This is a genomic window from Ochrobactrum sp. Q0168 (assembly GCF_016427605.1).
GTDB lineage: Bacteria > Pseudomonadota > Alphaproteobacteria > Rhizobiales > Rhizobiaceae > Brucella.
Map to the genome: position 1 here is coordinate 166,380 of NZ_JAELXQ010000003.1, position 26,032 is coordinate 192,411.

Here is a 26,032-nt window from a genome sequence, read left to right on the forward strand (position 1 = left end):
CGTCGGTGTTGCGCAGCGCAAACAATTATTTATCGGCAATAAAAGCTTGGACAAGGGACGGGGAAGGAGCTAACGATTTCGGCCATGGAAAAGCTCGATCAGACCCAGATTTCGACGGGTGCGGAAGCGGCCATCGCTTCGGCGCTCCGGACCGTCCGAACCGAAAACGAAGGCCTCGCCGCGCTCGAAGAAGTGCTTGGCAATGGCTTATCCGGCCCCTTCACAGACGCCGTGAAGCAGATCATTGCTGCCAAGGGGCGTCTCGTCGTCACCGGCGTCGGCAAGAGCGGCCATATCGGTGCAAAGCTTGCCGCCACTTTTGCCTCGACGGGAACAGCAGCTTTTTTCGTGCATTCGGCGGAAGCCAATCACGGCGATCTTGGCATGATCGGACGTGATGATGTGATTCTGGCGATTTCCTGGTCTGGGGAAACGGCAGAGCTGAAGGGCGTCGTCAATTATTCGCAGCGCTTCCGTATTCCGCTGATTGCAATCACCTCGCGCGATGATTCAGCGCTCGGTCGCGCCGCCACTGTCGTGCTCCAGCTGCCCAAGGCAACGGAAGCCTGTCCTCATGGTCTGGCGCCTACGACATCGACCATGCTGCAGCTTGCTATCGGCGATGCGCTGGCGATCGCGCTTCTGGAAGCACGCGGTTTTACGCCCAGCGATTTCAAGACCTTCCATCCCGGTGGTTCGCTGGGCGCGAGTCTGATCCATATCCGCGATATCATGCATCGCGACGACCGCATTCCGCTGGTCCAGGCTGGAACGGCCATGCCAGCTGCGATGAAAGTTCTGGCGCAAAAGAGTTTCGGTTGCGTAGTCGTGGTCGATGAGAGTGGCGAACTGGCCGGTATCGTGACGGATGGCGATATTTCGCGCAATCTGCATCGCAATCTGGCGGAACTGGCGGTCGATGACATCATGACGCGCAAACCAAAGACGGTCGACCAGAACATGCTGGCGACGGCCGCCCTCAATACGATCAACGAAAACCACATCGGCGCATTGATCGTGGTCGAGAATAATCGCCCGGTCGGTCTCGTGCACTTCCACGATCTGCTGCGGATTGGGGCCGTTTAAGAGGGCAGTAAGGCAATATGGCAGTAGGGCAATAGGTATAAATTAGGGCGTAACATACTGCCCTATTCCCCTACTGCCTTACTGCCCTAAACAGCCACCTCTATCTCCAGTGTCACCGCATCGAAGGCCACGACGCGAACTTCGGTTCCTGCGGGCAGGTCAGGCCCTTTCACACGCCATGTCGTATCGTTGATGCGAATGCGTCCGCGCCCATTGATAATGGGCTCGGTCAGCGTCGTGCGCTGGCCAACCAGCTGTTCCCCGCGCCGGTTGAGCAGAGGTTCGTCCTGATTGTCACTCTTCGAGCCGAAGAAACGGCGGCCCGCTAGTGCAAAAACGATCGCCAGCACAAGAAAGACAACCAGTTGGAACTGCCAGCCGAAGCCTGTGGTCGATGACAGGAGGAACGCTATCCCCCCCGTCACCAGTGCGGCCAGGCCGAACCAGATGAAGAAAATGCCGGGCGCCAGAATTTCCAGAATAAGCAGGACCAGCCCAAGAACCAGCCAGCTATATATGCCAAGTTCGGACAGAAATTCGAGAATCATGGCGCTCCGTCCTTGCTTTAGCTGCGGCTGGTCGGGGGAACGCTGCGCGGACGCGACAGGCCCGGCGATGGCGGTGTCGGATCAACTGGCTTGGGGCCATCGCCGAACACTTCCCGCGCGATGGCGCCTATGCCGCCGAGCGAACCGATGAGCGAACTTGCCTCCAATGGCATCAGCACGACCTTCTGGTTCTTGGCGCTGGCGATGTTGCTCAGCGCTTCTGTATATTTCTGGGCAACGAAGTAATTGAGCGCCTGCACATTGCCGTTGGCAACGGCATCCGAGACCAGCGTGGTGGCCTTGGCTTCCGCTTCGGCCAGACGCTCGCGGGCTTCCGCTTCGCGCTTGGCGGCTTCCAGCTTGCCCTCGGCTTCAAGAATTTGCGACTGCTTCTGGCCCTCGGCGCGCAGAATCTGCGCATTGCGGTCGCCCTCGGCTTCCAGAACCTGTGCGCGCTTGTCGCGCTCCGCCTTCATCTGGCGGGCCATCGAGGTGACGATATCTTCCGGCGGATTGATATCCTTGATCTCAACGCGGGTCATCTTGATGCCCCAAGGATGGGCGGCATCATCCACGACACGCAGCAGGCGATCATTGATCGCATCGCGGTTGGAGAGCAGTTCGTCGAGATCCATCGAGCCCATGACCGTGCGGATATTGGTCATGGTGAGATTGAGGATCGCATATTGCAGGTTGGCGACCTGATAAGCAGCCTGCGCGGCGTTCAGCACCTGATAGAAGGCAACGCCGTCAACGCCGACAATGGCGTTGTCGCGGGTGATGACTTCCTGTGTCGGGACATCCAGCACCTGCTCCATCATGTTGAGGCGCGCGCCGATGCGGTCGAAAAACGGGACAATCAGATTGAGGCCCGGATTGAGCGTGCGCGTATAGCGGCCGAAACGTTCCACCGTATAATTGAAACCTTGCGGCACCGTCTTGATGCCGGCGAAGAGCGTCGCCAAAACCAGCGCAGCCAGAATGAGCAGCGTGATGTCGAAACCTGTCATTGTCTAACCCTCGTAATATGGCAGTAGGGCAATAAGGCAGTAGGGCAGTAGGTTGGAAATTACCACAGTTCAGACATACTGCCTTACTCACTTACTGCCCTATTGCCCTAAATCCATCCCATCAATTCGCGTCGCACCATCGTTTCGATGACCTTCATGCCGTCTTCGCTGTCGTTGAGGCAAGGGATGTGACTGAAATTTTCGCCGCCGTTTTCATGGAAAAGGTGGGCAGCTTCGTTGCCGATCTCGTCAACCGTTTCCAGACAGTCGACGACAAATCCCGGATTGAGAACCGCCACGGATTTGACGCCCTGTTTCGCCAGATTTTCCACGGTTTCGTCTGTGTAGGGCTGGAGCCATTCCTCCGGTCCGAAACGGGACTGGAAGGTGGAGCGGAACTGGTTTTCGTCCATACCGAGACGGATGCGCAGAAGGCGCGAGGTTTCCAGGCACTGCTCGCGATAGGGGTCGCCCTTGTCGGAATAGCTTTTCGGGATGCCGTGATAGGAAGCGAGGATTACTTCCGGCTTGAAGGAAAGAGTCGCGAGATGGCTTTCGATGGAGCGTGCCAGCGCTTCAATATAGACCGGTTCCGTCTCGTAAGACGGAATAGTGCGGCTTGCAGGCATGAAACGCTTTTTCATCAGCGCTTCGAAAAACTTGTCGTTCACCGTCGCGGTCGTGGTGGCCGAATATTGCGGGTAGAGCGGGAACACGACGATACGCTCGCAGCCCTGTTGCAACAGGCGATCAGTCACGCTTTCAATGGATGGCTGGCCATAGCGCATCGCCCAGTCCACGACGACATTGGGAATGTCCGCGAGCGCGGTGCCAAGCTTTTCCCCTTGCGCGCGGGTATAGGTCCGCAGCGGCGATTCATTCTTCTCGCGGTTCCATATACGGTCATAGAGCTTGCCGGAACGCTTGGGGCGCGTGTTGAGCACGATGCCATAGAGAATCGGATACCAGAACAGGCGCGACCATTCGATCACGCGGCGGTCGGACAGAAATTCTGCAAGATAGCGCCGCATCGGGGCGTAACTCGTCCCGTCCGGCGTTCCCAGATTGACCAGCAGAACCCCGACTTTGGGCAGTTTGGCTTGCGCGGGCTGATCTGGATTCTGGTGCACAGTGTCCATCTTACTCATGAGCCGACTCCTATCCCGCTGGAAAATAGAGCATTTTCCAGCAAAAGTTTGAAACGGTTTTACGCGGGAAACGCGCAGTAAGCAAAGGCCAGAAAAAGCAATAAATTACAATCCTGACAATTGCAGACAACAAAAAATTCAAGCGGCGCGAGCATAGCCCGCGCCGCTTGAAGGGGAATGGATAATATGTTTCGCTTTAGCTGGTTGCGCGGCGGGTCAGCGAGAAGCGCGAGCCTGCCGAAGAGGTGCAGTTGAGCTGGTTTTGCGAAACCAGTGCGCAATTGACCTTGGACGACGTGCCGCGCACGATTGAGCGCATATCGATTTCAACGAGCTGCGGCGACTGATAGCGATAATTGCCCTCCGCCAGTCGTTCGTTGGTGTCGGTGGTGCGGGTTTCGAAAATGCCGCCATTGAACGACGACACAATGCCGTTCGGATCGACCCAGCTGCCTTCGATGCCGCTTGGTGCGCGGGAGACAGTTGGGACATTGCCGCCGACCGGTCCGGTCGTTTCGCAAGCCGCCAGCACAAGCGACATGACGGCGAGTGGGGCAACGATGCGGAAGCTTTTCATGTCCATTCTCTCTCCAATGGGGATAATGACTTGTGATGAATCGAAATTTACACGAAAACAAGTCCCCAATGTGAGGATTGGCCGCCGGATCTGTTAATTTATTGGTAATGATGCAAAATCGCCGCGCAGATGACGGCTTTATGCCGTGAATATCAGCCCGAAAGATATAAGCATCAGCAGGATAAGCAGACCCGCCGACCATTTTAGCGCACGACTGATAAGGGCGATGCGGGAGCGATTGTTCTTGACGGTACGACGTGCTGCGAGGGACTTGGCGGTCTGGTAGAGCGCCAGATAAACAACCATTGAGACAAGTCCCATTGTCCATCCCGCCTGCACAAGCAGGCTCGGATGCCCCGGCACCCCCAGAATCCACGGCAGGACCAGCAGGCCGCAGAGCAGGGCCACGAGATCGGGAAAGCGGTCTGCCGCTATGCGCCTTAATTGACCGTACATGTCTGGAAAATCACATCAGTTTCGTTCGGATGCGCTGAGGCGCAAAGGCCCGGTCGATGCCGGGCCTTGCTTGTTTCATCACCGCACCAGAACGTTGCGGAACTGCCATGGGTCCTTGGTGTCGAGGTCTTCCTCGAACAGATGCCCGCGACCTTCAAGCGGCGTCCAGTCGGTGTAATAGCCTTTCACGGGACCAAGATACTGCATCTGGACTTCAAGGCAGCGGCGGTAGTCGATTTCGTCGGTTTCGACGATGCCGCTTGTCGGGTTTTCCAGCGCCCAGACCATGCCAGCCAGAACGGCGGAAGAAACTTGCAGGCCGGTTGCATTCTGATAGGGCGCAAGCTCGCGCGCTTCCTCGACGGTCAGCTGCGAGCCGTACCAGTAGGCGTTCTTGTCATGACCGTAGAGCAGGACGCCCAGTTCGTCCGAACCGTCGAGAATTTCTGCCTCCTCCAGCACATGCTGGACGGGCTGGGCCTTGCCGCCCGCACCGAACATTTCGTCCAGCGAGAGAATGGCGTCATTGCTTGGATGATAGGCATAATGGCAGGTCGGACGGTAATCGAGCTTGCCCTTCTTGTCCCGCACGGTGAAGTAATCGGAGATCGAGATTGCTTCGTTATGGGTGACGAGCAGGCCGAATTGCGCGCCGAGCGTCGGGCACCAGGTGCGGATGCGCGTATTGGCGCCGGGCTGTTCGAGGAAAATCGCCGCCTTCGTGCCTTTCTTCTGCTTGCGTGCATTTTTTGGCTTCCACTTTTCGTGGCTGCCCCAGCCGAGTTCGGCAGGCTGCAGGCCTTCCGAGATGAAACCTTCGACGGACCAGGTATTCCAGAACGTGTTGAAGGGTTTTGGTTCCTTGGCGCGCTGCGTGTCACGTTCGGCGATGTGCACGCCCTTCACGCCAGCCTTTTTCATCAGCTTGGCCCAGCCCTGGCGGTCATCGGTCGCCGGTTCGGTGAAATCGAGCTTGAGTTCCGTCGCCAGATCGACAAGCGCTTTCTTGACGAACCACGACACCATGCCCGGATTGGCACCGCAGCACGAAACTGCTGTGGGGCCGCCGGGATTCTTGCGCTTTTCAGCCAAAAGGGTTTCGCGCAGCGCATAATTGGTGCGGGCGGCATTATCCACCTTGGCGTCGAAATAAAAGCCAAGCCAAGGTTCCACAACAGTATCGATATAAAGCGCGCCGTTCTGGCGGCTATAGCGCATCAGATCGACTGATCCGGTATCGACTGACAGATTGACGACAAAGGCCTGCCCTTCCGCACCTTTAAGGAACGGGTCCAGCACTTCTGCGTAATTGTCCTTGGTAATCGCCTGCTTGACGAAACGAATGCCCTTGTCGTCGAGGATCTTGCGGTTTTTCTCGCGCGGGTCGATCACGACCATCCGCGATTTGTCGAATTTGAAATGGCGTTCTATCAGCGGCAGGGTACCGCGCCCGATCGACCCAAAGCCGATCATGATTACGGGGCCGGTGATCTCGCTATAGACTTGCCATTTCGCTTTCGCCATTTTCTTCCTCTGTGTGAGCCGCAGAAATTGCGGCGTTTTGCTTTGTTACCGTTCGACGGCAGCTTTGAAACCGCAACGATAGCACAACTTCATACAAAGAAAGAAACGTCACACCCCTATGACATGCAGACGTGTTTAACGCATTTTAGGAATTGGGCTTTGAATCTACAGCTCAATCAGCTTCGCGCGGATCATGCCGCGCAGCGAATTGCCGACCAGAATATTGCGCGCGTTTTTGAGGTCATCGACGGACACTATCCCCTCCGCGACCACACTGTTGTTCAAAAGCTCGCGACGCAGAACGCCATCCAGCAGCCCGCAGGATAGGGCAGGCGTCACACAGGTCGCGCCGCCAATATCGAGGAAAATCGACGTGATGGTGCCTTCGCAGACCTCGTCGCGGTCATTGAGCAGGATAACCTCGTCCACTTCCGCGGAAGAATATTCCTCACGCGCGGCGATATAGGCCTGACGGCAGGTGGTTTTGTGTCGAAGCAGGGGATCGTCGTGTTTGAGCCGGGTGCGTGCAATCGCTATGCGCCATGTCGTTTGCTGTGGCAGCGGCTCATATTTATAGACCGCAACATTGGCAACGCCGTCCGGCGCCAGCGTGAGGCGCAATTTCAGGGCGCGATCGCCGGAGCCTGCGTTTTCGATCTGCTGGCGGATGGCGTCCATATTGCAGGAGAAACCAAGCGCACGCGCCGAATGTTCCAGTCGCGCCAGATGCAATTGCAGACGCAAAACCCCGGACAGGGGCTCCCACCGCATGGTTTCAATTAGCTGATACTCTGGTTCCGCACTGACGGTTTGTGCCCCGTCGCGAACCGTGCTTTCAGAAGGCATTCCTCATACTCCGCTTGCGCCGTGGAATCGAAAACCACGCCGCCCCCGACATTGAAGATTGCACGATTTTCGTCGAGAAGCGAGATCGTGCGGATGGCGACATTGAAGCGCATTCGTCCGCTTGGCTCAATCCAGCCGAGCGAACCGCAATAAATGTCACGTGGGTTGGGTTCCAGCTTGCGCAGGATTTGCATGGCGCTGATTTTCGGTGCGCCGGTAATCGAACCGCAGGGGAAAAGGGCTGCAAAGAGCGACCGCAGGGGAATATCGCTTTTCAGCCTTGCTCGTACCCGACTGATCATTTGGTGTACCGTCGGGTAAGTTTCAACCCGGAAAAGCTCCGGCACCTCCAGCGAGCCGACTTCGCTGATGAGCGAAATATCGTTGCGCAGCAGATCGACGATCATGCGGTTTTCCGCCTGATTCTTCGGATCGTTCATCAGGAAGGTGCGGTTTGCTTCATCTTCCTCGGGCGTTGCCCCACGCGGCATGGTGCCTTTCATAGGGTGGGTCTCGATCCACCCGTCCGCATCCAGCTCGAAGAAAAGCTCCGGTGAACGCGACAGGACAGTCGGGCCGCCGAGATCGCAATAGGTCGCGTAGCGTACCGGCTGCCGCGCGGCGAGCGCGTTGAACAGAACCAGCGGATCACCGCCCCATTCCGCATGAACCGGAAAGGTCAGATTGCCCTGATAGCAATCGCCCTCGCGCAAGTGCTGATGCAGCCGCTGAAACCGCGCTTCATATTCGGCTGGCGTCCATTCGGCGACGGGATCGCGCAGATAAGTCGCATTATCATTGCCGCGATGATGCAAATCGTCGTCCGATGGGCCGTCGAAGACGCCGAAGCACAGCAGAGGCGCCTTGCGCCCGTCTGGCAGGAGGGGCTTCAGCTTCGATTCAAGCAGATAGCCGGCCTCGTAGGAAAGATAGCCCGCCAGCCATTTTCCGTCCGCATGGGCGCGCTGCATCGCCTCCCATGCCGCATCGAATTCATCCGGCTCGTCGGCGCGGATGATGGTCGAAGGGGCCGCGAAAAGCACGTCGCGGCCCGCCTTGTCGTCCCGAAACAGGATCAGCGGTGTGTTACCCGTTCGGGTCACTGTCGCCTCAGTCTTCCATGGCTTCAAGTTCGTCGATGATGCCTTCGATCACCGACAAGCCCTTGCTCCAGAAGTTCGGGTTCGTTGCATCAAGACCGAACGGCGCCAGCAGTTCCGTGTGATGCTTGGTGCCGCCCGCTTTCAGCATGTCGAAATATTTCTGCTGAAAGCCCTTTTCGGAATTCTGGTAGACGGCATAGAGCGAGTTCACCAGACAATCGCCGAAAGCATAGGCATAGACGTAGAATGGCGAATGGATGAAGTGCGGAATATAGGTCCAGAAGGTTTCATAGCCCGGATTGAGCCGCACGGCATCGCCAAGGCTTTCGCGCTGCACATCCATCCAGATTTCGCCGATGCGCTCTGACGTCAATTCGCCTTCGCGGCGCTCGGTGTGTACGCGACGCTCGAACTGATAGAAGGCGATCTGGCGCACGACCGTATTGATCATGTCTTCGGCCTTCTGGGCCAGCATGGCCTTGCGTTCACGCTTGTCCTTCGTCCGCTCCAAAAGGGAGCGGAAGGTCAGCATTTCGCCAAAGACCGAGGCGGTTTCGGCGAGCGTCAGCGGGGTTGACGCCATCAGTGCGCCCTGACCGCCAGCCAGCACCTGATGCACGCCATGGCCAAGCTCATGGGCAAGTGTCATCACGTCCCGCGGCTTGCCCATATAGTTGAGCAGCACATAAGGATGCGCGGACGGTACGGTCGGATGCGCGAAAGCGCCCGGCGCCTTGCCGGGACGAACTGGCGCGTCGATCCAGTTCTTGTCGAAGAATTCCTTGGCAATCGCTGCCATTTCCGGCGCAAAATTGCCATAGGCCGAAAGCACGGTATCGCGCGCTTCATCCCACGAAATCAGCGCCTGTGGGGTTTCCGGCAGCGGCGCGTTGCGGTCCCAGTTTTCCAGCTTGTCGAGGCCGAGCCACTTGGCCTTCAGCGCATAATAGCGGTGCGAAAGGCGCGGATAGGCCTCTTCGACCGCCTTGGCCAGCGCATCCACAACCTCGCGCTCGACGCGGTTTGCGAGGTGGCGACTGTCGGCAATGTCCTCAAAACCGCGCCAGCGGTCGGAGATTTCCTTGTCCTTGGCCAGCGTGTTGGTGATTAGCGTAAACGTGCGCAGATTGGCCCCAAATGTCTTGGCCAGCGCTTCGGAAGCCTTTTTGCGGACCGCGCCATCGGCGTCCTGCAGCATGTTCAATGTCGGCTCGATGGCCAGTTCCTGGTCGTCGACCTCGAAGCGCAGGCCCGACATCGTCTCGTCGAACAGGCGGTTCCATGCGCCGAAACCGGTGATCGACTTTTCATGGAAAAGCTGTTCCAGCTTGTCATCCAGCTGATAGGGTTTGTCCTTGCGTAGATCGGTGAGCCACGGGCGATAATGGCCGATGGCCGCATTGGCATCCATCGCCTTGTCGAGAATTGCGTCCTCGATGCGGTTCAGTTCGAGACTGAAGAAGATGAGATGCGTGCTGGCATCGGTCAACTTCTGCTGCACGTCGCCAAAAAGCTTCATGCGCTTCGGATCGGTCGTGTCGCCGTAATAATAGAGCCCGGCATAGGAGGCGATACGCCCCAACAACTCGTCCAGCGCTTCGAATTCTTTGATCGCATCGGCAAAGTTGCCACCGTCTGCCTTGGCGGCTTCCGCGCCAAGCTTGCCCTTCCAGCGTTCTTCGAACGAGACCGAATCCTTCATGGCCTTTTCGATATCGGCCTTGAGCTGCGGGCTGTCCGGCGCTGGGTAAAGATCGGCCAGATTCCATTCCGGCAACTTGCCGAGATCGGTCTTTGCGGCAGCGGCGCTGTCACCGGACGGTGTCAGAACGGCCTGGTGAAGAAGTGCGTCGAACGAAACAGATTTTGAAAAGCGGGTCATATTGCATTCTCCTATTGGCCTTCTTCTCGCATGTCTTGTCGGACACGCCAAGAGGCACAATAAAGCGGTGTGGCCGGGGTTATGTAAGACACCAATAAAATGCCAGTAACTTCCGCGATTACTTTTTGTGCGCTTCAAGCAATGAGTGTTTTCTAGCCAAAAATTTTGTGAACCTAACGTCAGATACTGTTTTAAGGTCTTGCAATTGTTAGCGGTCTGGTTCCAAATAGCGCGCCTGGAGCGTAAAACTTTGTTCTATTTTTAAACTGTTTAATGTGTCCGGGCGCGGGAACTCCACAGGTTGAATAAAGCTTTTAATGGGCACGCGCATTCTCATAGCGGATGATGATCCGATTCACCGACGCAATATTGAAGCGATGGTCCAGCGCATGGGGTATCGCACGATCCTGGCCGACGGGGGCAGTGGTGCGCTTGGCTTCGTGACGCAGCGCAAGGATATTGCGCTGATCTTGCTCGACATGGCCATGCCGGACATGGACGGTCTCAGCGTCCTCGCCAAAATGCGTGATGCGGGCGTGACTATTCCGGTGATCGTGCTGGTCCAGGGCGAAGACCTGAATAGGGCCTTGCAGGCGGTGAAGCTTGGTGCGGTGGATTTCGTCACCACGCCGGTGGTGCCTGAGCGCGTTCAGCTTTCCATTTCCAACGCGCTCAAACTCGATGCGCTTGCCCATGAAGTGCGGCGCAACCGCTCGCTCAGAACGCATTTCCCGCTTTCCGACATCATTGCCAGAAGCCCGGATATGGAGCGGGCGATGGTCGCCGCAAGACGGGCGGCTGCGCTCGACGCGCCGCTTCTTCTGGACGGTGAACCGGGCAGCGGCAAGGAAACGCTGGCCCGCGCCATTTGCAGCGCTGGCGCGCGATGGCGCGAAACATTTATCACCGTCGATTGCCGCACGCTGACATCGGACAATGTGGAGCAGATCCTGTTCGGTGCGCCTGAAAAGCCACGCATGGGCGGTTCTGCGATCGCTGGGCCGGATGGCGTATTCGGCAAGCTGGCGAGTGCCGATGGCGGCACGCTCTATCTGGATGAGGTCGGCTTTCTGCCGCGCCATGCCCAGATGCGGCTCTATTCGGCCATGCAAACGGGACAGTTCGAGGCGGCGGGCATTCAATACCCTTTCAATGCGCGGGTCATGGCGTCCACGACGCAGCCGCTCAATGATCTGGTCCATATGGGCCGGTTCCATCCGGGACTTGGCCAATTGCTGGCGTCATTCACGCTGCCGGTTCCCGCCTTGCGCAACAGGCCGGAGGATATTCCGATCCTGCTGCATCAATTTACCATGCGCTTTGCAAGCGAAGAGCGGCGCGGTCATATCACTGGCATTGCGCCCCATGTGCTGGAACGGCTGCGGGTCTATGATTGGCCTGGCAATGTGCGCGAACTGAAGAATGCGGTGTTTCGGGCCGTCTTGCTGTGTGAAACCCGCGAGCTGACCATGGCCGATTTCGCCGAGCTGATGGGCAATGCTGAGGGCTGGACGGGTGCATCCCACGCGGGCCCCAGGGTGCTGACGCATGCCGGTGGCGTATCCGCCATCGCAACCCCCGGTGTTATCAGCGGCATGAATGCCGAAGGCGAAGTGCGAACGCTTGCTGCTGCTGAAGAAGAGATGATCCGCTTCGCACTGGCGCATTACGATGGGCAAATCAGTGAAGTTGCACGTCGTTTGGGGATCGGAAGAACCACGCTTTACCGCAAGCTCAAGGAATATGGCATTGATGTGACCTCCATATCCGGCAAGGGATTCGATGACGGCCATGATGGGGTTAATGCACCTTTCAGGCGTACTGCAGGATAGTAAAATCAGCTTAACTTATTGAATTTTATAAACTTCTAATCCTCTCTCTTTTGAGGTCAGGTCGACTGTTGCCGATTAAAGACTGTTAATAATTTTTTTACCATAGCGAAAATAGATGCGCTCCTGTGTCTTTTTTGCCATGGTGTCTCCGCATTTGTTGTTCACTAAGCGTCCATTAACCATTAAATCCGACAATTGGATCTATGGCGGAACGAAGCGGATTTCGTGCGGCGCTCAGAAAAGGTCACTTGGAAAGAGAGCTGCGGACGAGACCAATTGCAACTGTCGTGACTGACAGTTGCCGCGAGTTTCGAACTTGTAGCCTCTGGGGGCGGACAAAACGGTAAGGCGATACGATTCGATGAACAGCATATCGACTATGAAAGCGCGTTTCGCGAATGTCTGGAATAAAACCCGGATTGGTGCGAAGGCGCGTCTGTCTCTCTCGTTTTCCCTTGTTGCGGCGGCAATTGCCCTGATGGGTAGCCCAACGCAGGCTTCGGCTGAAACCCGTTCCCTCAAGCTTTATTACGTCCATACCGGCGAAAAGGCGGAAATCGTCTTCAAGAAGAACGGCCGCTACGTGCCCGAAGGTCTGAAGCGCCTGAACGTCTTCCTGCGTGATTGGCGTCGCAATGAGCCGACCAAGATGGACCCGCGCCTGTTCGATCTGGTCTGGCAGGTCTATCAGTCCACCGGCTCGCGCGAATATATCAATGTCGTATCGGCCTATCGCTCTCCAGCGACCAACGCCATGCTGCGTTCCAGCACGCGCGGCGTCGCCAAGAAGAGCCAGCATATGCTTGGCCGCGCCATGGATTATTACATTCCGGGCGTCAATCTGGCTAAGCTGCGCGGCATCGGCATGCGCTACCAGATCGGCGGCGTCGGCTATTATCCACGCTCCGGCTCGCCTTTCGTGCACATGGATGTCGGCAATGTCCGCTCCTGGCCGCGCATGAGCCGTCGCGAATTGCTGGCCTTGTTCCCGGATGGCAAGACCGCTCACCTCCCTGCAGATGGCAAGCCGTTGCCGGGCTATGAGCAGGCTCTGGCCATGATCGAGAAGCGCAAGGCCGGCGGTGGTGGTGACATCATGGTCGCCAGCAATTCCACGTCGACACGCAAGAGTAAGACGCTGTTTGGCGCGCTCTTTGGCGGCGGCGCTGACGAAGAAGAAGATAATGGCGATGTCGCCGCTCCGGCGACGGCGCGTCCGGCCCGCGCGACGGCTCCGGCCAAGCAGGCTCCAGCCGCTGCGCCGGAAGAAGAAGCCCCAACCCAGCCGACCGAAACGATGGTGGCTGCATTGCCGCCACGTGCAGCGCCGGTTCCGATGCAAGCTCCGCGTCCTGAAGCTGGTTTGAACCCGCAATCTCTCGAAGCTCAGGCGCAGACCGGCAATGTTGCCGATCAGGGCGCTGCTGTTGTGGCGATGAATGTGCCGATCCCGGCGCGCAAGCCTGAAATGGCGCCGCAGGATGCCGTGGCGCTTGCCGCCGCCAATCCCGATGCCACGCAGGTGGCCGATGCTTCGCCGCTCATGAACGGTTTCGTGCCGATCCCATCAGCGCGTCCGCAGCTTGAAGGTGACGATGCACAGGCACAGCTTGTGGCCTCGGTCATCCCGTCGCAGCGTCCGGAACGCCCGGGCGAACAGCCTGCCGCTTCCGGTCAGGATGCCATAGCTGCTCTGGTCAGCAATCATGAGAACGATGCCGTGGCCGCCGCCGGTGCTGGTTCTTCGCCAACGAATCCTGGTGAGGTGGGCGCTTTGCCGCTTCCGAAGCAGGCTCCGCGCGTCGAGGCTGATACCCAGCTCGCAATGCTGTCCAAAAAGGATGAGATCGGCGAACTGATCGCGCCGCCGAGCGACGATTACGACTCCGAGCCGGTCGCCAAGGTGGAGTTGAAGCCAGCTCCGGTTCAGACAGCATCTCTGGCACCAGTCGCAGCGCCGGTTGAACCTGCCGTCGCTCGTGCAAAGCAGCCGGTCGCGGTTGGCAAAGCGGTCGATACCGGTGTTCGCACCACTGCCAAGGGTGCGCGTCGTGTTGCCAAGGCGTCTTCGGCAAAGCCGCGTGTCGTGGTTCAGCCGGCAGCGGTGCATAATGCGGAAATGGCGATGTCGTCGGAATCCATGGCGCAGAAGGCTCCGGTCACCAACCCGGTTCTGCGTAACGATGCGCTGCGTACCGCTCCGGCAATGGTCTACACGGCTGGCTTCCAGCAGGGCGACCTGCCAAGCGAACGCGCCAACAAGTTCAGCGGCAATGCGGTGACCTTCCTGACGGTCGCAAAATTCACCGCAACCAACTGATCAACGATAACAGATCAAATAAAAGGGGCCGCGAAGGCCCCTTTTTTTAGAGCGCATCCCGAAAAGTGTGAAACGGTTTTCGGAAAAGATGCGCGTGAAACAAAGAATTAGAGCGCCGATTTGATCCAATCAGATCGAAACGCGCTCTAATGGTCAATTTTGAGGCTCAGTCTTTCAGGCGCGCAGCATCGCTTGCAAGCGCGGTGATGGCGTCCCAGTCGCCCGCTTCCACGAGCTCCTTCGGTGCAACCCACGATCCGCCGACACAAACAACGTTCGGCAGCGAGAGATAGGTTTTCGCATTGGCAAGGCTGATGCCGCCCGTTGGGCAGAAGGAGGTTCCGGCCAGCGGTGAGGAGAGCGCTTTCAGGAAAGGCGCGCCGCCTGCCTGTTCGGCGGGGAAGAATTTCAGATGCGTGTAGCCTTCCTCGCGCAGCGTCAGCATTTCGCTCGGCGTGATGGCGGCAGGCAGAAGCGGAACATCGCTATCATTGGCGGCGTCGATGATCTGCCTCGTCGCGCCGGGGCTGACGATAAAGCGCGAACCGGCCTTTGCCGCCTGCTCATATTGCTTTGCGTTGAGGATCGTCCCGGCACCCACGATGGCTTCCGGCACTTCATCCGCCACAGCGCGAATGGCTTCCAGAGCCGCAGCCGTGCGCAGGGTGATCTCGATGGCGGGCAGACCGCCCTTGGCCAGTGCGCGCGCCAGCGGTACGGCATGTTCAACCTTGTCGATCAGCAGCACCGGGATAACCGGCTGGCCTTTCATGACAGGTACGAGAAGATCGGTTTTCTGGGGCATCGGCTCGCTCGGCTGTTAGAGTATTTCGGCATATTCTGCGGAATGTGCAACGATTCCGCAAAAATGGACATGCATGGAATTCGATAAATCGATTTAAATATATGAGGCTCACTTGTCCACAGCCGGGACAAGTTGTTTTCACGCTGCAGTCTGCAAAGTGCCCAGCTGTTTCTGCCAGCGCTGATAGGCAGCGGCCATGCGCGTATCGTAATTGTTACGGGCGAAGGAAGGGCCATTATAGCGTTTAGCGAAGCCGCGCCAGTCGCAGGCGCGCATGACGTCTACGAGACCCGCCTTTTCGATGAAGCGCAGCATCAACCGCGCCTGACCGGCAACCGATCCGCGTGCCTCAGCCACCAGCGCATCGACCGAAGCAAAGCCCAGCCATTCCCAATGCGCGCCCATCACCTGACCTAATCCCCAGGACGTGGATTCCAGCGCGGCCTTCTTGTCGAGACCCATGGCGCGTTCCAGCAGAACCCAGCGATCGCGTTGCGATTTCGGATTGGCAATCTTGCCAGCTTCCGGTGCGGACAGGCCATTCTTGCGGGCATAGTCGCGAATACGCCCGGAAAGTCTGCGGTCGAAATAGTGCCCTTCAAAGCGGATGGCGGGTTCCTTGTGTCCATCCACATCGTAAAGCGCGCGACCGCAGCTTTCCACTTCCGCAACCGCCAGCAACGCTGCCGGTTCGATTTGCGCCTGTTTCGCCATGGCAGTCATCGCGTCTATGGTTTGTTTGTCAAACATGCATTTCTCCTCTTCGACGGTGGTCTTCGAGGGGATTTTCGCCGCATCTGGAGGGCATGAGGATAAAGTAGTCTTGAATTATCGGTGCTCGGGGATTAGTTGCGGGGTAGATTTTCAAAGAAGACACAAACGATGAGCAATTTGCCCTTTACCGTCGCCGCCCTTTATTGCTTTGCGCCATTGCCGCAATATGAAAGCCTGCGTGAACCGCTGGCTCAGCTTTGCTGCGGAAATGGCATCAAGGGAACGCTGCTTCTGGCTGCCGAAGGCATCAACGGTACGGTGGCCGGCACAGCCGAGGCGATTGAAAAGCTCGTCCAGCATATCACTGCCATTCCGGGGCTCAGCCAGCCCGAACTGAAATATTCCCATGCCAGCGAAATGCCTTTTCATCGCATGAAGGTGCGGTTGAAGCGGGAAATCGTTACCATGGGCGTCGATGGCATCGATCCTTTGAAAAGCGTCGGCACCTATATCGCGCCGCAGGACTGGAATGCCCTGATTGCCGACGAAAACACGGTCGTTGTCGATACGCGCAACGATTATGAATATGCGATCGGCACGTTCGAAGGCGCTCTCGACCCGCAGACCAAGACCTTCCGCGAGTTTCCGGGATGGGTGGAGCAGAACCGCGACAAGCTGGAAGGCAAGAAGATCGCCATGTTCTGCACCGGCGGCATTCGCTGCGAAAAGGCGACGGCCTTTGTGAAGGGCCTCGGCTTTGACGATGTCTTCCATCTGAAGGGCGGAATTCTCAAATATCTCGAAGAAGTCCCACAGGAAAAAAGCATGTGGAACGGCGAGTGCTTTGTTTTTGACGAACGCGTTGCCGTTGGCCATGGCCTGATCGAAAGTGACGTGGAGCTTTGCCGCGCCTGCCGTCGTCCGATCACGCCGGAAGACAAGCTCTCGAAGTTTTTCGAGGAAGGCATTTCCTGCGCCGGTTGCTACGACGAGCGCACGCCGGAAGACCGCGCCCGTTTTGCCGAGCGCCAGAAGCAGATCGGGCTTGCCAAAGCACGTGGACAGCGCAAGCATATCGGCAGTTGAACGGTCTTAAGGGCTAGCCAAATAATTTGCACTGCATTAAGGTTGCTCCGATTTCGGAACGATCTGAATTCGCTACGGAATTTTGGGCGGCTTTTGCATGGACGCCCGTGTGAGCCAAGGGTCTGACGGCATCCGGGTCGCGTTTGCCTCCATCACACCCATCATCGCAAGGAAAAGCACGCCGGTTCGTTCCGGCGGATGATGGTGTTTGTCCGTTCAAGCGGGCAATATGGAGGGTAGTCATGAAAAAACTTATAGCCGCATTTCTCATCACAGTTGCTGCTGGCACCCCCTTGGTTGCGCATGCCGCCGAAAAGGTGACGGTGTTTGCCGCTGCGAGCATGAAGGATGTGATCGAAGAAGCCGCCAGGCAGATCAAGGACAAGGACGGCACGGAAGTGGTCGCTTCCTTTGCGTCTTCGTCAGTACTGGCGAAGCAGATCGAACAGGGCGCACCGGCACAGATTTTCATTTCCGCCGATCTCGACTGGATGGACTATGTCGAGAAGGCCGGTGCCATCGACAAGGCGTCGCGCAAGGTGATCGCGGGCAATGCGCTGGTGATCGCCACGCAGAAGGACACGGCCAAAGCCGATGCCGGAGAACTGTTGAGCGCTGGCAGATTCTCTATGGGCGATCCATCCAACGTACCTGCCGGTAAATACGGCAAGGCCGCGCTGGAAAAGCTCGATATCTGGAAAGACGTCGGAAAAAATGCCGTGTTCGCCGAGAATGTGCGCGTGGCCCTGCAATATGTCAGTCGTGGCGAAGTGAAGGCTGCCATCGTCTATGCGTCCGACCGCGCTGCCGCGCCGGATCTGGTAGAAGCCTACCGGTTCCCGGCAACTAGCCATGCGCCGATTGTCTATCCGGCTGCGCTGATTGAAAAGAATGAAAACGATGCCGCCAAGGCCTTCCTTGCCTTCCTTGAAAGCGATGCCGGTCAGGCGATCATCAAGGACAAGGGCTTTGTCGGCGCTGCGGAGGCGGTTAAGTGATGATGGACGCTGGCGTCTGGCCGATAGTGCTGCTGTCACTGCGGGTTGCCGGAAGTGCCATCATCGTCGCTCTGCCAGTCGCGTTCCTTGTCGCATGGCTTCTTGCCCGGTTCGATTTTCCGGGCAAGTCTCTGGCGCAGGCGCTTGTGACCATGCCGCTGGTTTTGCCGCCGGTGGTCACGGGCTATCTGCTGTTGATCCTGTTCGGTGCGCGAGGGGCGCTTGGCGCGCCCTTGCAGGAATGGTTCGGCCTGTCCTTTTCCTTTCGCTGGACGGGTGCCGCTCTTGCCGCCGGTATCATGGCGTTCCCGCTGCTCGTCCGTCCGATCCGTCTGTCGATCGAAGGGCTGGATCGCGGGCTGGAGGAAGCGGCGCGCACATTGGGCGCCAGCAGGCTTGTAGCCTTCTTCACCGTGATTCTGCCGCCGCTTCTCCCCGGCGTTCTCGCCGGTGCCGTGCTTGGCTTTGCCAAGGCGCTCGGCGAATTCGGCGCGACCATCACATTCGTTTCCAATATTCCCGGCGAGACGCAAACCCTCTCGCTTGCGATTTATGCTTTGATGCAGACGCCATCCGGCGATGCTGAAGCCGTCCGGTTGATTGCCATATCGGCTGGAATTTCCATCATAGCTGTCGTGCTGTCCGAATGGTTGCAGCGCAGGCTGGCCGGAGACGCCAAATGAGCGGGCTCGTTGTTTCCATCAAGGGCCGCAATGGCCAATTCGCCGTCGAAGCCGATTTTGCAGCGGGCGGCGGGGTGACCGCGCTATTTGGCCATTCGGGGGCGGGCAAAACCACGCTTTTGAAGATGATTGCCGGAACGTTGCGCCCGGAAAGCGGGCGTATTGCCGTCGGCGATTTTGCGCTGTTCGACGCGGATAAGGGCATTGATCTGCCGCCGGAAAAACGGCGCATCGGCTATGTCTTTCAGGAGGCGCGCCTCTTTCCGCATATGAGCGTCAAGCGCAACCTGACCTATGCGCGCTGGGCAGGGCAACGACAGGCCACGCGCAACTTCGACGAGGTGGTGGCGCTTCTCGGCATCGAACAGCTTCTCGACCGCCACCCATCGACGCTATCGGGCGGCGAACGCCAGCGTGTCGCCATTGGCCGGGCGCTTTTGTCCGATCCGGCGCTATTGCTGCTCGACGAACCGCTTTCCTCGCTCGATCATGCGCGCCGACAGGAAATATTGCCCTTTATCGAACGGCTGCGTGACGAAAGCCATGTGCCGATTGTTTATGTCAGCCACGAGATCGATGAAGTAGCGCGGCTTGCCGATGAGATCGTGCTGCTTTCCGGCGGCATGGTGACGGCAAGCGGCGAGGCCGCTTCAATATTTCCGCTGATCGATGAAGGCGATGGAGCAGGCGTGCTTCTGGAAGGCACGGTCGCGTCCTATGACGAAAGCTACAAGCTCGCGGAAATCGACCTTGGCGGGGCTTCTTTCCAGTTGACGGATACGGGGCTGAAACAGGGTATGCATGTGCGCTTGCGCGTGCGGGCGCGCGACGTTTCGCTGGCGCGAACGCCACCGGATGCGATCAGCATTCGCAATGTGCTGCCGGTCATCATCACAGGTATTGAGGCAGGCGAGGGGCCAAATGCGCAGGTCTTCCTTGATTTTCAGGGACGGCATCTCGAAGCGCGTCTGACGCGCCGCTCGGTGGACGATCTCGGCTTGCGGGCAGGCGACCGCATGGTTGCGCTGGTCAAGGCCGTTTCGGTCGAGCGCGCCGCCATTCGGGAAAAATGAAACGGCTACAATAATCTGGTTTGCGTGGCGCCGCTTTTATGCTCCTGTCATGCGGACTGGGAGAACAATATGACTGATTTGCAGAACTGGACGCCACGCCCGAAACCTGAACGCAAAGTGCTGGAAGGCCGCTATGTCCGCCTTGAACCGCTCGACCCGCAAAAGCATGGCGACGAGCTTTTTGCTGCGTCGTCGGTGACTGACGCTGACCAGCGTTTTACCTGGCTGTTCGAATTTCCGCCCGCAACCCGCGCAGAGTTCGAGCCTTGGCTGGACAAAGTGTCGAAAAGCGAGGACCCGCTGTTCTTCGCCGTCATCGACAAGGCCAGCGGCAAGGTAGCCGGTCGCCAGACCCTGATGCGCATCGATCCCGCGCATGGCGTGATCGAGATCGGCAATATCTATTGGGGGCCGCTGATTTCGCGCAAGCCTGCGGCAACGGAAGCGCAGTTTCTGTTCATGCAATATATTTTCGACGAGCTTGGCTATCGTCGTTATGAATGGAAGTGCAACAATGACAATGCGCCTTCCAAACGTGCGGCAGAGCGTTTCGGTTTCACGTTCGAGGGCATTTTCCGCCAGCATATGGTGGCCAAGGGCAAGAACCGCGACACCGCCTGGTATTCGATCATCGACAGCGAATGGCCAGCACTGAAGAAAGCCTATCAGGCATGGCTTGCACCGGAAAACTTTGATAGTGACGGCCAGCAGATAAAGAGGTTTGAGGAGTTCCGCAATCTTGGCTGAACCGCAGAAAAGCCATCCGGCCATTGCCGCCGCCGTCATCCTGATCGGCTTCGGTGTGCTCGCTTATTTTGTGCCGAGCATCATGCTGGCATTGGGCGCGCGCTCGCATGTTGCCGCAGCGATCTTCGCAGTGGTTTTCGTGCTGGGTTTCTTCGTCATTTTCTGGCTGCGTGCGCGCAGTCAGAAAAAGGAGCGATAATACGACTGACGGAAAGGCGGACAAAGCTAATCAACGGCTGGATTTGTGAATGCTCGCAAAGATATTGGCAGCGAGATAGCTTTCATCGAAACTGCAAATCTGCATGAGCGCCGTCCGGTTGAGGAACTTCACCTCATTGTTCCGGAAGGTCAGCAGATTATCCTCGCGCAGTTCCCTCAGCATCCGATTGGTGTGGATCGGCGTGAGGCCAAGCGCATCGGCCAGCTCGCTCTGGGTGATGGGGCAATAAAAGCCGTTTTCATCACCGGTGCCATTGGCCCGCGCACGATAGCCAAGTTCAAGAAGAAGATGCGCAACGCGCGAGACCGAAGCGCGCCGTCCCAGACTGATAAGATGTTCCAGCAGGATGGTGCGCTGACGCGCCGTCATTTCCATGAAGGCCATGGCCAGTCGCGCCGATTTCAGCATGTTTTCGACCAATGTATCGAGATTGATTTCCAATACCGAGATATCGGTGATGGAAAACAGCGTATAATAATTGAAGCCCAATCCCGTACGGAAACCTAACAGGTCGCCCTTCATCGGAAAGTCGAGAATCTGCCTGTCGCCATTGGGCAGATCGCGATAGATGCAGCACCAGCCGCTATTAATAATGAGCACCGAATTCGTCCAGTCCCCCTGTCTGGATATGATGGTATGCGGTGAATAGTGTCTGGTCGAAACCGGCATCGATCGCAAGACATTGAGGTCATTGGCCTCGAAGGTCGCATCGATGGGTGGTTTCTTGAGAAGATTGAGCAGCGTGTTGTCGTCGTTATTCAGCCCCATCGGTGTTGCCCGGTGCGTGGTTTGGATATCAGGATGATTGCCCGGTTCATCCTGCACGAAAAGCAGCATATTCGGTGACCAAGCTTCCGTGAGGGGCACTAATTTGGCAAGGGGGCATTTTCTACCACTAATTGGGTAGAATAACGGATACACTCTAAACCATATTTCTATTCGCCCGTTAATCTAGGTTAATGACAGCCTAGGGGAGTTCGGCAATAATTTAGGAAAATAAGATATATAAAAGAACTTAGGGCGACTGAATACAATCATAAAATAGAACATGATGTAATCCCTGTGTTTAATGAAGGTTAAGCATGGAAGAGGGTTGCGTTCTTAAAAGATTCAGAGGGCGTTAAAATGAATATTTCTGCACAGTTCAAAGATAAGGAAGAGAGCCTCAACTCTCGCAACATGTATGCGAGCCGCGTTGCTGATCAGCGTGACTATACCAAGGAACGGGAACAGTCTCTGGTTGTCATCATAGACAGCCGCGCGTTGGATCGTGAGTGTCTGGCGCATGGACTCACTAATAATTGCGCCGACATGGCTATTGCAACCTTCAGTTCTTTCGAGCAGTGGCAACATCAGCGCCGCAGCCGGACCGCGTCCGCCGTTCTCTTCAATGTGGGTGGGCAGAAAGTATCCGACCCGGCGGTCGGCAATTATCTGAAATCTCTGGTCGCCGAATGCGCGCCTGCGCCGGTAATCATCCTTGCCGACAAGGAAGAAATATCGCAGGTCGTCCGCGCGCTTGAGCATGGCGTGAAGGGTTATATCCCGACGTCGGTCAACCTCAATGTCTGTATCGAGGCGCTACGGCTCGCCATGGCGGGCGGAACCTTCGTTCCAGCGAGCAGTGTTTTGGCGTTGCGCCATGCAACAGAAACGGGTGCGCAGCGTATTCAGCCCTTGGGCGGCATGTTCACACAGCGGCAGGCCGAGGTGGTTAATGCGTTGCGCCGCGGCAAGGCCAACAAGATCATCGCCTATGAGCTGAAACTGCGGGAAAGCACGGTGAAAGTGCATATTCGCAATATCATGAAGAAGCTCAAGGTCACCAACCGCACGGAAGTCGCCTGTATCATTAATGAGCTTTTCCCTTCGGAAACCTCATTTTCCGAACTGTAGGCAACGTTAAGTCCTAGCTGATCTTCCCGTGAAGGAGCACTGTTGTGATAATCTCCGACGTTTCGTCAGGAAGCGCGCGGCAGCCGGTTGCCGACCTTCTGGATACTGTCAGACGCAGAAAACTGATGCTGACTGTACCCGTTCTGGTGGGGATAGGGGCTGGTTGCCTTGGCTATATGAATGCCCCCGTCTCCTATGTTTCGGAGGCGGTGGTTGTTCTGGACATGCGGCGCTTGCAAGCGCTTCCAAGCGAAAGCGCCATCACACCGCTGCCGCAGGATAGCCCGGTTTTGCGCTCGGAGCTTGATATCATCAATTCGCGGATGATGGCGCGCAAGGTGATCGACATTCTGCAGGCGGATGGCGTCACGGTGCCGCCAGCGGCCACGCCGAATAGCGATGCGACCGCGCGCGAGCGCGATCAGATCGATCTCCTGCTTTCGCGGTTGCAGGTTACGAATGACGGTCGCTCCTACACGATTTTCATATCCTATCGAGCATCCGATCCGGTCTATGCGGCAAAGGTCGCCAATGCGTTTGCGAATGCCTATCTCGACCATCAGGTCGATGTCCAGCAATCGGCGGCCAAGCGCGTCAGTGAGTGGTTGGGCGAAAAGCTCGTCACATTGCGCAACGATCTGGAAACCGCCGAACGGGCGGCTGAAAATTTCCGACAGAAATCCGGTCTGGCGGGCGATCAGGGACAGATGACCTTTCAGGCACAGCGCGTTGCGGCTTTGAATACGGAGATTGTCGCGGCAACTGGGGCCGTCTCGTCCGCAGAAGCCCGCTTGCAAACCGCGCAGGCGCTGAAAGGCAGCAGCGATGCGCCAGCGCTTGCAGAAGTTCTGGCCTCACCAGCGATCCAGCAATTGCGTAATGAAGAGGCGCGTGTTGAGCGCCAGCTCGGGGAGTTGCAATCGAACGGCGCTTTGAAAAGCGCAGAGATTCCTGTCTTGACGGCAGAGCGCGACGCCCTGCGACAGCAGATTGCCGGGCAGGTCGATCAGATCGTGCAGAGCCTTGGTAATGAAATCCAGATCGCCCGGCAAAGGCGGTCCAGTCTGGAACAGGCGTTGAAGGCCGCTGAAGCGGATCTTGCCAGCGCCAATCAGGCGCAGGTGACGGCAGCGCAGCTCGACCGCGAAGCCAATGCCAGTCGCGTTGTCTATGAAAGTTATCTGACGCGGTACAAACAGCTGATCGAGCAGGACGGTATCGCTTCGGCAGAAGCGCAGCTTATTTCCAGCGCTGAACCCGCCATGGCCAAGGCCAGCCCGAAACTGATCAACTGGCTGCTGCTCGGCATCGGCTTGGGCGGGCTTTTTGCTGTTGCCGGTACGATGCTGAAGGAAACCTTCGACCGGATCAGACCCGCGCAGACTTCATCGCTGGCCTTGCCGGGTATTCCGGCGGCAACCCTGCTGCCCAATACACCGCGCCTGACCGTACCTTTGCTGATCAATGGCGGGCTGGACCCGGCCAGCGCCTTCGGTCGTGCGATCAAGTCGGTGCATGATCGTCTGCGCGTTTTGACGCGGGGACGCGATTCACTTGCCTTGTCGGTGATTTCCCTGTCCGAAGCTGATGGTAAAACTCTGGTCATCACCGCGCTCGCACAACAATTTGCCGCGAGCGGTGTATCGATAGCGGTGATCGATGCGACCAACGGCCAGTCTGGTCTTTGCGCGGCTTTCGGGTTGCCTATCGGTGATTTGCAGCCACCGGCTACGGCCAAAAAGCTGAGTGGCGCGGCATTGATCCACGATCATGGCTCCGGTATCGATATCATCAGACCGCACCGTCCATCGCCGGAAGGCGACTGGCTGGGAGGGCTGATCGGGCAGCTGCGCGCCGATCACAAGATTATTCTGGTGGATCTGCCGCCCTTCAAGGAAGACAAGCGGTCCGTTTTGATGTCGCGCGCCACGGATACGGCGCTGCTCGTGGTCAGCGATGACCGGCGCGATTCCAGCGCAACCAATGCGCTGGTGCAGACGCTGGCATCGTTTGGGCGTAAGCCCGCGCTCGCGGTCGTCAGTCAAGCCCCGGCTATCTATGCCGGGCGGGTGACAAGCACACTGGCGACGGGTCGCGCCCTGCTGGCCGGGCTCTTCAAACGCCGCCGCCAGCCCGCGCCGGACTCGGCCCAAAGGCAGGTATAGGAGAGGGGCTATGCCGAAGATCACATATAGGCGTCGTATCGCTCGCCATTTATACGCATCGGTATTTTCCGCGATGCTCTTGCTCGGTGCGGGCAGCATGGCGCTGGCCGAGGGGCAGATTTACCGCGTCGGAGCCAATGATGTGCTGCAAGTTACCGTTTATGGACAGCCTTCCCTGACTGGACTTTATCCGGTTGATGTCGATGGCAATATTGGTTACCCGGTCGTCGGCAACATTTCCGTGCGGGGACTGACGACGATTGAAATCAGTGAGCGGATCGCCGCATCCCTGTCGCAGCATATTCCGGGCCTGACGGTGACGGCGACAATCAACCAATATGCGCCGGTCTTTGTCGTTGGTGATGTTAAAACGCCCGGCAAATATGAGTACAGGCCGGGTATGGTCGCGCTGGAACTGATGGCGCTCGGCGGCGGCGCGGGCAAGGGCGAGGCGCCCGCCGTGACCGCCGGTATGCAGCTGATCGCCGCCCAGCAGGAATATGCCGATCTGCAATTGCAGATTTCGGCCCAGACTATCCGCCGGGCGCGTCTGCAAGCGGAATTGCAGGGAGGCGAATTCGACTATACGCCGTCGCAGCAGTCGAACGTGTCGAAAGACGATCAAGGGCTGGTGCAGCACATGCTGGAGGGCGAGCGCACACTGTTCGATGTGCGCCGCAACAATATGAAAGCCGAACGGCAGGCGTTGGAAGCGCAGGTCGCAAGCTATGGCGACGAAATCCGCACCTTGCAGGAAAGCATCAAGCTGCATGATACCGAAATCCAGCTATTGCAGGAAAATGTCGATTCCAGCCGGTCTCTGGTCGACCGCGGCCTCGCAGCCAAATCGAATTTGCGTGATCAGGAACGCGATCTTTCGGCTACGCGGCGTAATGCGCTGGAGCTGGCGTCATTTCTGGCGCGGGCGCGGCAAAACCAGCTCGCCGTGCAGCAGCGCATCGCCAATCTGGAAGAAGTCCGGCGCAGCGATGCGGCAACCAGCTTGCAGGAAGTCGATCTCAATCTGGCGCGGATGGAGCGGCGCAGCGGCGCGCAAATCCAAACCATGGCGGAAATCGCCAAGTCTTCCGGCAATATTTCGTCAGCCGATATGCGCAAGAAACTGATCTTCACGATCAGCCGCAACGTGAACGGTGCGTTTCAGGATATCGTCGGCAACGAGCGGACGGAAATCAAACCGGGCGATATTCTGCGTATCGAACTCGATATGAGCAAAATCAACACGTCGCCGTCGTAAGTCAGTTCACGTCTGGAACCCTCGTGCTTCGAGACGGCGCTGCGCGCCTCCTCAG

Annotated in this window: 24 protein-coding genes; 12 read left to right on the top strand and 12 right to left on the bottom strand. The window is 57.7% G+C overall.

Annotation, left to right across the window (positions count from 1 at the left end):
* The first annotated feature begins 84 nt into the window (after positions 1–84).
* Positions 85–1,086 carry a KpsF/GutQ family sugar-phosphate isomerase gene (locus tag JAU75_RS08860; protein WP_199056153.1) on the top strand — a complete coding sequence of 334 codons (1,002 nt, stop codon included), beginning with the start codon at positions 85–87 and terminating at the stop codon, positions 1,084–1,086.
* An 86-nt stretch (positions 1,087–1,172) separates the two neighbouring features.
* Here JAU75_RS08860 and JAU75_RS08865 read toward each other — a convergent pair whose 3' ends face one another.
* From JAU75_RS08865 to JAU75_RS08905, 9 genes are all read right to left on the bottom strand, one after another.
* The gene (locus JAU75_RS08865) at positions 1,173–1,634 is read right to left on the bottom strand and encodes an NfeD family protein (RefSeq protein WP_199056154.1); all 462 of its coding nucleotides are present in this window, start codon (positions 1,632–1,634) and stop codon (positions 1,173–1,175) included.
* 17 nt (positions 1,635–1,651) lie between these two features.
* Positions 1,652–2,644, bottom strand: a complete 993-nt coding sequence (locus tag JAU75_RS08870) for an SPFH domain-containing protein (protein ID WP_199056155.1) — start codon at positions 2,642–2,644, stop codon at positions 1,652–1,654.
* Between the two features lie 107 nt (positions 2,645–2,751).
* Complete coding sequence (gene hemH, locus JAU75_RS08875) at positions 2,752–3,792, bottom strand: ferrochelatase (protein ID WP_247880428.1); 1,041 nt, start codon at positions 3,790–3,792, stop codon at positions 2,752–2,754.
* Positions 3,793–3,988: 196 nt separating this feature from the next.
* Positions 3,989–4,369 (bottom strand): outer membrane lipoprotein Omp10, encoded by a 381-nt coding sequence (gene omp10, locus JAU75_RS08880; RefSeq protein ID WP_199056316.1) that lies wholly within the window; start codon positions 4,367–4,369, stop codon positions 3,989–3,991.
* Positions 4,370–4,507: 138 nt separating this feature from the next.
* Positions 4,508–4,825, bottom strand: a complete 318-nt coding sequence (locus JAU75_RS08885) for a hypothetical protein (protein WP_199056156.1) — start codon at positions 4,823–4,825, stop codon at positions 4,508–4,510.
* 78 nt (positions 4,826–4,903) lie between these two features.
* A complete protein-coding gene (locus JAU75_RS08890) occupies positions 4,904–6,349 on the bottom strand; it encodes a homospermidine synthase (RefSeq protein WP_199056157.1) in 1,446 nt (481 codons plus the stop codon).
* Positions 6,350–6,514: 165 nt separating this feature from the next.
* The gene (locus tag JAU75_RS08895; protein WP_199056158.1) at positions 6,515–7,195 is read right to left on the bottom strand and encodes an aminotransferase class IV family protein; all 681 of its coding nucleotides are present in this window, start codon (positions 7,193–7,195) and stop codon (positions 6,515–6,517) included.
* Complete coding sequence (locus JAU75_RS08900; RefSeq protein ID WP_199056159.1) at positions 7,129–8,298, bottom strand: aminodeoxychorismate synthase component I; 1,170 nt, start codon at positions 8,296–8,298, stop codon at positions 7,129–7,131. The genes JAU75_RS08895 and JAU75_RS08900 overlap by 67 nt, the downstream gene beginning before the upstream one ends.
* 7 nt (positions 8,299–8,305) lie before the next feature.
* Positions 8,306–10,180 carry a M3 family oligoendopeptidase gene (locus tag JAU75_RS08905; protein WP_199056160.1) on the bottom strand — a complete coding sequence of 625 codons (1,875 nt, stop codon included), beginning with the start codon at positions 10,178–10,180 and terminating at the stop codon, positions 8,306–8,308.
* 317 nt (positions 10,181–10,497) lie between these two features.
* Here JAU75_RS08905 and JAU75_RS08910 point away from each other — a divergent pair, with 317 nt between their 5' ends.
* Entirely contained in the window at positions 10,498–12,012 is a 1,515-nt protein-coding gene (locus tag JAU75_RS08910; RefSeq protein ID WP_199056161.1) for a sigma-54 dependent transcriptional regulator, read from the top strand.
* A 379-nt stretch (positions 12,013–12,391) separates the two neighbouring features.
* Positions 12,392–14,332 (top strand): DUF882 domain-containing protein, encoded by a 1,941-nt coding sequence (locus JAU75_RS08915; protein ID WP_199056162.1) that lies wholly within the window; start codon positions 12,392–12,394, stop codon positions 14,330–14,332.
* A gap of 166 nt (positions 14,333–14,498) precedes the next feature.
* Here JAU75_RS08915 and JAU75_RS08920 read toward each other — a convergent pair whose 3' ends face one another.
* Positions 14,499–15,137, bottom strand: a complete 639-nt coding sequence (locus tag JAU75_RS08920; RefSeq protein WP_199056163.1) for a 2-dehydro-3-deoxy-phosphogluconate aldolase — start codon at positions 15,135–15,137, stop codon at positions 14,499–14,501.
* Positions 15,138–15,275: 138 nt separating this feature from the next.
* On the bottom strand, positions 15,276–15,887 hold the full coding sequence (locus tag JAU75_RS08925; protein WP_199056164.1) for an N-acetylmuramidase family protein: 612 nt from the start codon (positions 15,885–15,887) through the stop codon (positions 15,276–15,278).
* A gap of 132 nt (positions 15,888–16,019) precedes the next feature.
* On the opposite strand from JAU75_RS08925, the gene JAU75_RS08930 reads away from it, so the two are divergent.
* The 6 genes from JAU75_RS08930 (at position 16,020) to JAU75_RS08955 (ending at position 20,637) form a co-directional block, all read left to right on the top strand.
* Positions 16,020–16,937 carry a rhodanese-related sulfurtransferase gene (locus JAU75_RS08930; protein WP_199056165.1) on the top strand — a complete coding sequence of 306 codons (918 nt, stop codon included), beginning with the start codon at positions 16,020–16,022 and terminating at the stop codon, positions 16,935–16,937.
* A 242-nt stretch (positions 16,938–17,179) separates the two neighbouring features.
* Positions 17,180–17,935, top strand: coding sequence for a molybdate ABC transporter substrate-binding protein (gene modA, locus JAU75_RS08935; RefSeq protein ID WP_199056166.1), 756 nt, complete (start codon positions 17,180–17,182; stop codon positions 17,933–17,935).
* Positions 17,935–18,618 (top strand): molybdate ABC transporter permease subunit, encoded by a 684-nt coding sequence (modB, locus tag JAU75_RS08940; protein WP_210339257.1) that lies wholly within the window; start codon positions 17,935–17,937, stop codon positions 18,616–18,618. Before modA ends, modB begins: the two co-directional genes overlap by 1 nt.
* Positions 18,615–19,691: a molybdenum ABC transporter ATP-binding protein gene (gene modC, locus JAU75_RS08945; protein ID WP_199056168.1), complete on the top strand. Its 1,077-nt coding sequence runs from the start codon at positions 18,615–18,617 to the stop codon at positions 19,689–19,691. The genes modB and modC overlap by 4 nt, the downstream gene beginning before the upstream one ends.
* 69 nt (positions 19,692–19,760) lie before the next feature.
* Positions 19,761–20,438, top strand: a complete 678-nt coding sequence (locus tag JAU75_RS08950) for a GNAT family N-acetyltransferase (RefSeq protein WP_199056169.1) — start codon at positions 19,761–19,763, stop codon at positions 20,436–20,438.
* The gene (locus JAU75_RS08955) at positions 20,431–20,637 is read left to right on the top strand and encodes a hypothetical protein (protein WP_078339220.1); all 207 of its coding nucleotides are present in this window, start codon (positions 20,431–20,433) and stop codon (positions 20,635–20,637) included. The genes JAU75_RS08950 and JAU75_RS08955 overlap by 8 nt, the downstream gene beginning before the upstream one ends.
* A gap of 30 nt (positions 20,638–20,667) precedes the next feature.
* On the opposite strand, the gene JAU75_RS08960 is transcribed toward JAU75_RS08955, so the two are convergent.
* Positions 20,668–21,426 (bottom strand): Crp/Fnr family transcriptional regulator, encoded by a 759-nt coding sequence (locus tag JAU75_RS08960; RefSeq protein WP_199056317.1) that lies wholly within the window; start codon positions 21,424–21,426, stop codon positions 20,668–20,670.
* A 357-nt stretch (positions 21,427–21,783) separates the two neighbouring features.
* Here JAU75_RS08960 and JAU75_RS08965 point away from each other — a divergent pair, with 357 nt between their 5' ends.
* Genes JAU75_RS08965 through JAU75_RS08975 form a run of 3 tightly spaced genes read left to right on the top strand, consistent with a single transcriptional unit; the run spans position 21,784 to position 25,977 of the window.
* Positions 21,784–22,554 carry a response regulator transcription factor gene (locus JAU75_RS08965; protein WP_199056170.1) on the top strand — a complete coding sequence of 257 codons (771 nt, stop codon included), beginning with the start codon at positions 21,784–21,786 and terminating at the stop codon, positions 22,552–22,554.
* A gap of 44 nt (positions 22,555–22,598) precedes the next feature.
* Complete coding sequence (locus JAU75_RS08970; RefSeq protein WP_199056171.1) at positions 22,599–24,719, top strand: exopolysaccharide transport family protein; 2,121 nt, start codon at positions 22,599–22,601, stop codon at positions 24,717–24,719.
* Between the two features lie 10 nt (positions 24,720–24,729).
* Complete coding sequence (locus JAU75_RS08975; RefSeq protein WP_199056172.1) at positions 24,730–25,977, top strand: polysaccharide biosynthesis/export family protein; 1,248 nt, start codon at positions 24,730–24,732, stop codon at positions 25,975–25,977.
* Positions 25,978–26,032 lie beyond the last annotated feature (55 nt).

Coding starts and splice junctions, on each gene's coding strand:
- JAU75_RS08890 (WP_199056157.1), bottom strand. CDS start 6,349: ATGGCGAAAGCGAAATGGCAAGTCTATAGCGAGATCACCGGCCCCGTA.
- hemH (WP_247880428.1), bottom strand. CDS start 3,792: ATGAGTAAGATGGACACTGTGCACCAGAATCCAGATCAGCCCGCGCAA.
- JAU75_RS08860 (WP_199056153.1), top strand. CDS start 85: ATGGAAAAGCTCGATCAGACCCAGATTTCGACGGGTGCGGAAGCGGCC.
- JAU75_RS08950 (WP_199056169.1), top strand. CDS start 19,761: ATGACTGATTTGCAGAACTGGACGCCACGCCCGAAACCTGAACGCAAA.
- JAU75_RS08895 (WP_199056158.1), bottom strand. CDS start 7,195: ATGCCTTCTGAAAGCACGGTTCGCGACGGGGCACAAACCGTCAGTGCG.
- JAU75_RS08910 (WP_199056161.1), top strand. CDS start 10,498: ATGGGCACGCGCATTCTCATAGCGGATGATGATCCGATTCACCGACGC.
- JAU75_RS08870 (WP_199056155.1), bottom strand. CDS start 2,644: ATGACAGGTTTCGACATCACGCTGCTCATTCTGGCTGCGCTGGTTTTG.
- JAU75_RS08905 (WP_199056160.1), bottom strand. CDS start 10,180: ATGACCCGCTTTTCAAAATCTGTTTCGTTCGACGCACTTCTTCACCAG.
- JAU75_RS08920 (WP_199056163.1), bottom strand. CDS start 15,137: ATGCCCCAGAAAACCGATCTTCTCGTACCTGTCATGAAAGGCCAGCCG.
- JAU75_RS08915 (WP_199056162.1), top strand. CDS start 12,392: ATGAAAGCGCGTTTCGCGAATGTCTGGAATAAAACCCGGATTGGTGCG.
- JAU75_RS08885 (WP_199056156.1), bottom strand. CDS start 4,825: ATGTACGGTCAATTAAGGCGCATAGCGGCAGACCGCTTTCCCGATCTC.
- JAU75_RS08925 (WP_199056164.1), bottom strand. CDS start 15,887: ATGTTTGACAAACAAACCATAGACGCGATGACTGCCATGGCGAAACAG.
- JAU75_RS08930 (WP_199056165.1), top strand. CDS start 16,020: ATGAGCAATTTGCCCTTTACCGTCGCCGCCCTTTATTGCTTTGCGCCA.
- JAU75_RS08960 (WP_199056317.1), bottom strand. CDS start 21,426: ATGGGGCTGAATAACGACGACAACACGCTGCTCAATCTTCTCAAGAAA.
- JAU75_RS08975 (WP_199056172.1), top strand. CDS start 24,730: ATGCCGAAGATCACATATAGGCGTCGTATCGCTCGCCATTTATACGCA.
- modC (WP_199056168.1), top strand. CDS start 18,615: ATGAGCGGGCTCGTTGTTTCCATCAAGGGCCGCAATGGCCAATTCGCC.
- modB (WP_210339257.1), top strand. CDS start 17,935: ATGATGGACGCTGGCGTCTGGCCGATAGTGCTGCTGTCACTGCGGGTT.
- JAU75_RS08865 (WP_199056154.1), bottom strand. CDS start 1,634: ATGATTCTCGAATTTCTGTCCGAACTTGGCATATATAGCTGGCTGGTT.
- modA (WP_199056166.1), top strand. CDS start 17,180: ATGAAAAAACTTATAGCCGCATTTCTCATCACAGTTGCTGCTGGCACC.
- JAU75_RS08965 (WP_199056170.1), top strand. CDS start 21,784: ATGAATATTTCTGCACAGTTCAAAGATAAGGAAGAGAGCCTCAACTCT.
- omp10 (WP_199056316.1), bottom strand. CDS start 4,369: ATGAAAAGCTTCCGCATCGTTGCCCCACTCGCCGTCATGTCGCTTGTG.